The sequence below is a fragment of the Aeromonas sp. 2692-1 genome (assembly GCF_013085505.1).
Classification (GTDB): Bacteria; Pseudomonadota; Gammaproteobacteria; order Enterobacterales; family Aeromonadaceae; genus Aeromonas; species Aeromonas hydrophila.
On sequence record NZ_CP038513.1, the window covers coordinates 1,797,126 to 1,805,000 of the forward strand.

The 7,875-nt window shown below is 58.2% G+C and carries 7 protein-coding genes (1 of these 7 cut by a window edge); 5 read left to right on the forward strand and 2 right to left on the reverse strand.

All coding sequences use genetic code 11. The features are described from left to right. The first annotated feature begins 31 nt into the window (after nucleotides 1–31). The 5 genes from E5E97_RS08795 (at nucleotide 32) to E5E97_RS08815 (ending at nucleotide 4,796) form a co-directional block, all read left to right on the forward strand. Nucleotides 32–325: a co-chaperone GroES gene (locus E5E97_RS08795; protein WP_005309514.1), complete on the forward strand. Its 294-nt coding sequence runs from the start codon at nucleotides 32–34 to the stop codon at nucleotides 323–325. A gap of 41 nt (nucleotides 326–366) precedes the next feature. After that, nucleotides 367–2,001: a chaperonin GroEL gene (gene groL / locus E5E97_RS08800; RefSeq protein WP_011704804.1), complete on the forward strand. Its 1,635-nt coding sequence runs from the start codon at nucleotides 367–369 to the stop codon at nucleotides 1,999–2,001. Between the two features lie 95 nt (nucleotides 2,002–2,096). Continuing rightward, nucleotides 2,097–2,594, forward strand: coding sequence for a hypothetical protein (locus tag E5E97_RS08805; protein ID WP_016349563.1), 498 nt, complete (start codon nucleotides 2,097–2,099; stop codon nucleotides 2,592–2,594). Nucleotides 2,595–2,617: 23 nt separating this feature from the next. Then, a complete protein-coding gene (locus E5E97_RS08810; RefSeq protein ID WP_039214446.1) occupies nucleotides 2,618–4,549 on the forward strand; it encodes a bifunctional diguanylate cyclase/phosphodiesterase in 1,932 nt (643 codons plus the stop codon). Between the two features lie 58 nt (nucleotides 4,550–4,607). Further along, entirely contained in the window at nucleotides 4,608–4,796 is a 189-nt protein-coding gene (locus tag E5E97_RS08815) for a hypothetical protein (protein WP_073348952.1), read from the forward strand. Between the two features lie 73 nt (nucleotides 4,797–4,869). Here E5E97_RS08815 and rluA read toward each other — a convergent pair whose 3' ends face one another. Both rluA and rapA read right to left on the reverse strand, forming a co-directional pair. Then, nucleotides 4,870–5,526 carry a bifunctional tRNA pseudouridine(32) synthase/23S rRNA pseudouridine(746) synthase RluA gene (gene rluA / locus E5E97_RS08820; RefSeq protein WP_118881851.1) on the reverse strand — a complete coding sequence of 219 codons (657 nt, stop codon included), beginning with the start codon at nucleotides 5,524–5,526 and terminating at the stop codon, nucleotides 4,870–4,872. A 109-nt stretch (nucleotides 5,527–5,635) separates the two neighbouring features. Further along, nucleotides 5,636–7,875: the 3' portion of an RNA polymerase-associated protein RapA gene (gene rapA / locus E5E97_RS08825; protein WP_118881850.1), read on the reverse strand. It continues 628 nt past the right edge of the window; only the last 2,240 of its 2,868 coding nucleotides appear in the window; the start codon falls outside the window, past its right edge; it ends in the stop codon at nucleotides 5,636–5,638.

Below are 7,875 nucleotides of genomic sequence, written 5' to 3' on the forward strand. Positions count from 1 at the left end.
AACACAGAGACTCATTTTGGGAGAGTTATCGATGAAAATTCGTCCACTGCACGACCGCGTCATCATCAAGCGCATCGAAGCTGAAGCCAAATCCGCTGGCGGCATTGTCTTGACTGGTACTGCGGCCCAGAAGTCCACCCGTGGTGAAGTTCTTGCCGTGGGGACTGGCCGAATTCTGGATAATGGCGATGTCAAAGCCCTCGCCGTCAAGGTTGGTGACAAGGTGATCTTCAACGAAGGCTACGGTGTGAAGACCGAGAAGCTGGATGGTCAGGACGTACTGATCCTGTCTGAAACCGACATCCTGGCGATTGTCGAAGAGTAATCCACCCTTTCCCCCTGCGAATTGATTGAAGGATTGAAGAAATGGCAGCTAAAGAAGTCAAGTTTGGCAACGAAGCACGCAGCAAGATGCTGGAAGGCGTAAACATCCTGGCCGATGCCGTCAAGGTGACCCTGGGCCCGAAAGGCCGCAACGTGGTACTGGACAAGTCCTTCGGCGCGCCGACCATCACCAAGGACGGCGTCTCCGTTGCCCGTGAAATCGAGCTGGAAGACAAGTTCATGAACATGGGCGCCCAGATGGTCAAGGAAGTTGCTTCCAAGGCCAACGACGCCGCCGGTGACGGTACCACTACAGCTACCGTACTGGCTCAAGCCATCGTCAACGAAGGCCTGAAGGCCGTTGCCGCCGGCATGAACCCGATGGATCTGAAGCGCGGTATCGACAAGGCCGTAGTGGCCGCCGTTGCCGAGCTGCAAGCCCTGTCCCAGCCGTGTGCTGACAACAATGCCATCGCTCAGGTCGGCACCATCTCCGCCAACTCCGACGAGAAAGTGGGCAAGCTGATTGCCGAAGCCATGGACAAAGTCGGTCGTGACGGCGTCATCACCGTTGAAGACGGTCAGGGTCTGGACGACGAGCTGGCTGTGGTAGAAGGCATGCAGTTCGACCGTGGCTACCTCTCCCCGTACTTCGTCAACAAGCCGGAAACCGGTGCCGTTGAGCTGGACGATCCCTTCATCCTGCTGGTCGACAAGAAAGTCTCCAACATCCGTGAAATGCTGCCGGTGCTGGAAGGCGTAGCCAAAGCGGGCAAGCCGCTGATCATCGTGGCTGAAGACGTAGAAGGCGAAGCGCTGGCGACCCTGGTGGTCAACACCATGCGTGGCATCGTGAAAGTCGCTGCCGTCAAGGCACCTGGCTTCGGTGACCGTCGCAAAGCCATGCTGCAGGATATCGCCATCCTGACCGGTGGTACCGTGATCTCCGAAGAAGTGGGCATGGAGCTGGAAAAAGCGACCCTGGAAGACCTGGGCCGTGCCAAGCGCATCGTCATCACCAAAGAGAACACCACTATCATCGATGGCGTGGGTGATGCATCCCTGATCGAGAGCCGTGTGGCCCAGATCCGTCAGCAGATCGAAGAGACCTCTTCCGATTACGACCGCGAGAAACTGCAAGAGCGCGTAGCCAAACTGGCTGGCGGTGTTGCGGTGATCAAGGTTGGCGCTGCCACCGAAGTCGAGATGAAAGAGAAGAAAGCCCGGGTTGACGACGCCCTGCACGCGACTCGCGCCGCTGTAGAAGAGGGTGTGGTTGCCGGTGGTGGTGTTGCGCTGGTACGCGTGGCCGCCAAACTGGCCGGCCTGCGTGGCGACAACGAAGATCAGAACGTGGGTATCAAGGTCGCTCTGCGCGCCATGGAAGCCCCGCTGCGCCAGATCGTCATCAACGCCGGTGAAGAGGCCTCCGTCATCGCCAACGCGGTGAAGAACGGTGAAGGTAACTTCGGTTACAACGCCTACACCGAACAGTACGGTGACATGCTGGCCATGGGTATCCTGGATCCGACCAAGGTGACCCGTTCAGCCCTGCAGTTCGCCTCTTCCATCGCCGGCCTGATGATCACCACCGAGTGCATGATCTCCGAGCTGCCGAAGAAAGATGCCCCTGCCATGCCTGATATGGGCGGCATGGGTGGCATGGGCATGATGTAATTCAGCTCTGGTTACCAAACGGCTCGCTTTTGCGGGCCGTTTTTTTTATGGCGACTAAACTGAGTCTATTGTCAGTGACTTAATCAGAGGTGAGTATGCGTGTACTGGGTTTGATTCCATTACTGTTTTCTCTGGCCATGCCGGTGATGGCACTTGAGGCGCCGCAGGGACCCGTCATTTTGAAGGTGACCGGCAATGTGCTGCCGGCCGAAGCGACGGAGGGGGTGGTCTCCTTCGATCTCGCCATGCTCAAGGCCCTGCCACAGCATGAGATAGTGACCAGCAATCCCTGGGTCGACAAACCGCACAAATATGTGGGGCCCAAGCTGGCCGATGTCTTGGCTGCCGTCGGTGCGGATGGCAAGGCGATCACCTTGACGGCCTTGAACAGTTTTCAGATCAGGATCAACTGGGATAAGGTCAGGCAATACGACCCGATTCTGGCGTGGCAAGATGACGGGGTCACCATGCGGGTACGGAATAAGGGACCGCTTTGGTTTATCCTACCGCTGGATCAGTATCCCGAGCTGAAACGCTCGGAGTTTACCGACATGATGATTTGGCAACTGAATGCCATTGATATTCAGCATTGATGTAGTGGCTTGCGGGAGTACGAGTGAAAGCAAAGACCAAGGCGTGGCCTTTACTCATCGTTCTTTACCTATCCATCCTGTTGTTTACGGGAAGCACCCTCTATTGCCTCGCGCAGATACAGAATGCGACCCGAGTGATGGAGAGGTACACCTATGACGTCTCCTGGGCCCTGATGCAGTTGCAACTGGAGTTGGGGCGCTTCCTCAACTCCGTCGAGATCTACCATTATGGCGGCATTGATCACGATACCCTGATGCTGCGTTACGACATCCTGTGGAGCCGCACCCCCATCCTGCTCAGTGGTCAGTTGCGTCAGAGCATGAAGGACAAGCAGAAGACCTTGCGGCTGGTGCAGCTGATCGAAAGCAACATTCGCGAGATGGAGCCCAATATCACCAATCTGAAGGCGGGGACACCCGATTATCAGCAGATATTGATGCGCCTGGTTCCTCTGCAGGAGCCACTCTCCTATTCTCTCGCCTCCGTGATGCAGAAGAACATCAACGTCTATTCAGGCAATGACAAACGCTTTGGCCAACTGCGTAATGCGCTGCTGTTCATGGTGTCAGGGCTGGTGTTGTCGGTGATGCTGCTGAGTGGTTTGTTGATCCGCGAGGCCCGCCGCCATTTCAGGGCGGCGCGGATCGATCCCCTGACTGGATTGTCCAACCGGTTGGCATTGCTGGAGAAAATGGAGTCCTACGCTACCAAGGAGACGCCGTTTGGCTTGGTGCTGGTGGACATCAACGATTTTCGCGACATCAACAGCAAGTTCGGCTACAACACCGGTGACTTTCTGCTGCAGGAGCTGGCAAAGCGAATGCGCAGTTTGTGTGAAAACGGTGAGTGGGTGGCCCGGCTGGGAGGCGATCAGTTTGCTATGATCCAGCGTGAAAGCAGTGACTTGCGCCAGGTGAGGGAGCTGGTGGCCCGCCTGCTGCATGCGCTAAAGCAGGACATCATCATCGACAACTACCCGTTCCGCCTGGAGGTGGGCATCGGCATCGCCTTCTTCCCGATGGACAGCAAGCATACTCAGGAGCTGCTCAGCCGCGCCGAGCAGGCCTTGTTTCACAGCCGCAAGACTCATGTACCATACGTCATCTATGACAACTCGTTGCTCAATGAAACAGCGCGCCGCAAGCATTTGGCAAGCGACATGATCATGGCGCTCGAGCACAATGCGCTCGAGCTCTATTACCAGCCCATCGTCAATCTCGAGAGTGGCCGCTGCGAGGCGGTGGAAGCCTTGCTGCGCTGGCGTCACCCTGAATTGGGCTTCATTCCACCCAACGAGGTGATCCAGGTTGCCGAGGAGTTCCAGCTGGCCGAGAAGCTGGGCAGCTGGGTATTGAACACGGCCTGCGAGCAGCTCTATCAGTGGCAGCAACTGGGTTTGGTTGATTTGCAGATGTGCGTGAATATCTCGCCCGGCATGTATCAGCGCAATCTGTTGAAGCTGGTTGCCAAGGCCTTGATGGACCACCATATCCCGGCCGCCAGCCTGGTGCTGGAGGTGACGGAAGACACCACCATGCGCGAGGTGAAAAACTCCCTGCAACTGATGCAGGATCTCAATCAGCAGGGGGTACAACTGGCACTGGATGACTTTGGTACCGGCTACTCCTCGCTCAGCTATCTGCAGAAGCTGCCGGTCAGCAAGGTGAAAATCGATCGCTCCTTCATCCAGGGGATTGATACGTCCATCGAGGCATCCGAGCTGGTCGCCAATATTTGCCGGATGGGCTCCATGCTGGGCAAGAGTCTGGTGTGTGAAGGGATAGAAACTCAGGCTCAGCTCGACGTGTTGCGCACCCTCACGGATATTCACCTCTATGGTCAGGGCTATCTGTTCAGCCGTCCAGAACAGGCGGAGAAGGTTTATCAAACCCTGCTGGAGATGGAAGAAGAGTGGCTGGAGCGGCGTCAACCGGACAAGGCGTATTTAATTTAGCCAAAATGGCTCATGCTTGGCCCAAGATGGCCGATAGTCTTAAAGCAGGAGGTACACCATGGATATATCTAGTTCTGCATCTGCGTCATTTGGTTCTGCATTGATGACGGCCAGCCTGGCCAAGAAACAACAGACCCAAGAAGGTGAATCTGCATTGAAACTGCTGCAAACAGCAGCTCAATCAGCACCGGTTGCACCGACATCGGCCAACGCTTCTTTGGGAAGTAACATCGATATTCGCGTCTGACCCTAACGAAAAAGCCCCCATCCAGTCGATGGGGGCTTTTTTATGTCTGCGATATTGCGATGTCTATCTTGGCTCAGACCGGAAAAGGGGCTGGTGCCTCGAAGGTCATCTTCTCGCCGCTGCGGGGGTGGCTGATGGTCAGACTCGCTGCATGCAGATAAAGGTGCGGTGCTGCCGCCAGTGCATCCGGATGGGCGTAGAGGTTGTCGCCCAGAATCGGGTGTCCCAGCTCCAGCATATGGACGCGCAGCTGGTGCGAGCGACCCGTGATGGGAGTCAGCTTGATCAGGCTGTTACCATTCTCTACCTTCAATTTTTCCCACAGGGTCAGGGCGTGACGCCCCTCCTCGTGATCCACCTTCTGTTTCGGCCGGTTGGGCCAGTCGACGCAGAGCGGCAGGTCGACCTGACCTGATGCTGCCTTCGGCTCGCCCCACACCCAGGCGAGGTAGTGCTTTTCGGTCTCCCGCTCGCGAAATTGCCGACTCAGCTCCCGATGGGAATTGGGATTGAGGGGAATGACAATGACGCCAGTAGTGGACATGTCGAGGCGATGAGCCGCCGCTGCCTTGGGATGCTGCTGCTTTACCCGATGCAGGACGCTGTCTTCATTCTCGGGGCCGCGCCCGGGGACGCTCAGCAGGCCAGTGGGCTTGTTGACCACCATGATGTCCTTGTCCTTGAACAGGATATCGAGCCAGGGTTCCAGAGGCGGTGAGTATTCAAACATAAATGTCTCGCATCAGAAGGTGGGGACAAGCCCCCATCAGTTATGAGTAACCACAATCATAAAGGGCATGGCGTCCAGCATGAGCCGGTCATGTCTCTTCAGTATCGCGTCAGTTATGGGTGACCACGATAAAGCGGATGGCATCCAGCTTGAGTTGGGTCTGATCGATCAGGTGGTGCAATTCTGCCTGCAGATTGCGCAGATAATCCAGTTCGCTGTCGCGCACGTTCGGGTTGACCGCCTTGAGCGCTTCCAGCCTGTCCAGATCCTGTTGCAGGGTCTGCGCCATCTGGGCGCGGGCCTTGTCGACAATCCCGCCTTTCAGCTCTTCGGCAATGGTCTGGCCCTTGCCAATTAGACCGTGGATCACCGGTTGGGATGCGGTGACCAGCTTGCTGCCGAGGTGGCGATTGACCGGCGTCAGCTGGCGGTTGAAGGCATCGAACGCCACTTTTTCGCCCAGATTCTGGCCGTTCTTGTCCATCAGCAGACGGATCGGCGTTGGCGGCATGAAGCGATAGAGCTGGGGATGGGCTGCAGACTCGGCAACGAAGATCAGCTCAAGCAGGATGGAGCCGATGGGCAGCGCCTTGTTCTTGAGCAGGGCGACCGAGGTCGCTCCGATCTCGGAGCCGAGGATCAGGTCGATACCGCCACGCATCATGGGGTGATCCCAGGAGAGCAGCGCCATGTCATCCCGCGACAGAGCAGTGTTGCGATCGAAGGTGATGGTCATGCCGTCTTGCGGCAGGCCCGGGAAGCTGGAGACCAGCATGTGATCCCCCGGGGTCAGCACCAGCGCGTTCTCGCCACGGTCATCCTGATTGACGCCGATCTCGTCGAACATCTTGAGAGCGAAGGAGATCATGCCGGTGTCGTCATCTTCGGCGGCGAGCTTGTCGACCAGCTGCTGGGCGGCGGCGCCACCGCTGGAGTGGATCTCCAGCAGGCGATCGCGACCCTGTTCCAGCCGTGCCTTGAGCGGCTCGTGCAGTTCGCGAGTCTTGACCAGCAGGGCATCAAGGAGTTCCTGATCGCCGGTATTGGCGGCCAGCAGCTCAAACAGCTCGTCACGCACCGCTTCGAATACCGGACGGGCCGTCGGGCAGGTCTGCTCGAATGCATCCAGACCATCGTGATACCAGAGCTGCAGGGCGCGCTGGGCAGTCCCTTCTAGGTAGGGGACGTGGATCTCGACGGTATTCTGCTGACCGATACGATCCAGTCGGCCGATACGCTGTTCCAGCAGATCCGGGTTGAGCGGCAGATCGAACAGCACCAGATGGCTGGCAAACTGGAAGTTGCGACCCTCTGAGCCGATCTCGGAGCAGAGCAGCACCTGAGCTCCCCCCTCAGCTTGCGCGAAATAGGCGGAGGCCTTGTCCCGCTCGAGGATGGACATCCCTTCGTGGAACACGGCACCACGGATCCCTTCACGGGTACGCAGCGCCTCTTCCAGTGCGATGGCGGTGGCTGCTTCGGAGCAGATCACCAGCACCTTCTGCTGGCGGGCAGAGAGCAGCAGTTCCAACAACCATTCGACGCGCGGGTCGAACTGGGCCCAGGTCGCGTTGTCGCCTTCGAACTGCTGGAAGACCTTCTCGGGATAGAGGTAGCGCAGGGCGCGGGTCTGCAGATCGCCTCCATTGCCACCCATCATGCCCATCACCTTGATGGCGGTCTTGTACTGCTCTGGCAGCGGCATGGGGTAGACGTTGAGGTGGCGCTCCGGGAAGCCCTGAATGTTGGCGCGGCTGTTACGGAACAGCACCCGGCCGGTGCCATGCTGATCCAGCAGCTTGGCGACCGCCTGCTGACGGGCGGCGGCATCGCTTAAGTCCAGCCCTTCCAACTGGCTGGCAAGGATTCTTTTAGCTTCATCGCTCAGGGTCTCGCCATCCAGCAGCTCTTGCGCTGCGCTGGCGACCTGACCATAGGCCTGCTCCTCGGCGAGGAAGGCGTCGTAGTCGTAGAAACGCTCCGGGTCGAGCAGGCGCAGACGGGCAAAGTGGCTCTGGTGGCCCAGCTGATCCGGGGTGGCGGTCAGCAGCAGCACGCCCGGCACCTGTTCGGCCAGCGCTTCCACCATTTCGTAGGCGCGGCTCGGGGCCTCTTCGCTCCACTCCAGATGATGGGCTTCGTCGACAACCAGCAGATCCCACTCGGCTTCCAGCACCTGTTCGAAGCGGCGACGCTTCTTGCGCAGGAAGTCGAGGCTGCAGATCACCAGTTGTTCGGTCTCGAAGGGGTTCTCCGCATCGGCGAACGCCTCGATGCAGCGCTCCTCGTCAAACAGGGAGAAGTGCAGGTTGAAGCGGCGCAGCATTTCAACCAGCCACTGGTGCTGGA

Coding starts and splice junctions, on each gene's coding strand:
- E5E97_RS08795 (WP_005309514.1), top strand. CDS start 32: ATGAAAATTCGTCCACTGCACGACCGCGTCATCATCAAGCGCATCGAA.
- groL (WP_011704804.1), top strand. CDS start 367: ATGGCAGCTAAAGAAGTCAAGTTTGGCAACGAAGCACGCAGCAAGATG.
- E5E97_RS08805 (WP_016349563.1), top strand. CDS start 2,097: ATGCGTGTACTGGGTTTGATTCCATTACTGTTTTCTCTGGCCATGCCG.
- E5E97_RS08815 (WP_073348952.1), top strand. CDS start 4,608: ATGGATATATCTAGTTCTGCATCTGCGTCATTTGGTTCTGCATTGATG.
- rluA (WP_118881851.1), bottom strand. CDS start 5,526: ATGTTTGAATACTCACCGCCTCTGGAACCCTGGCTCGATATCCTGTTC.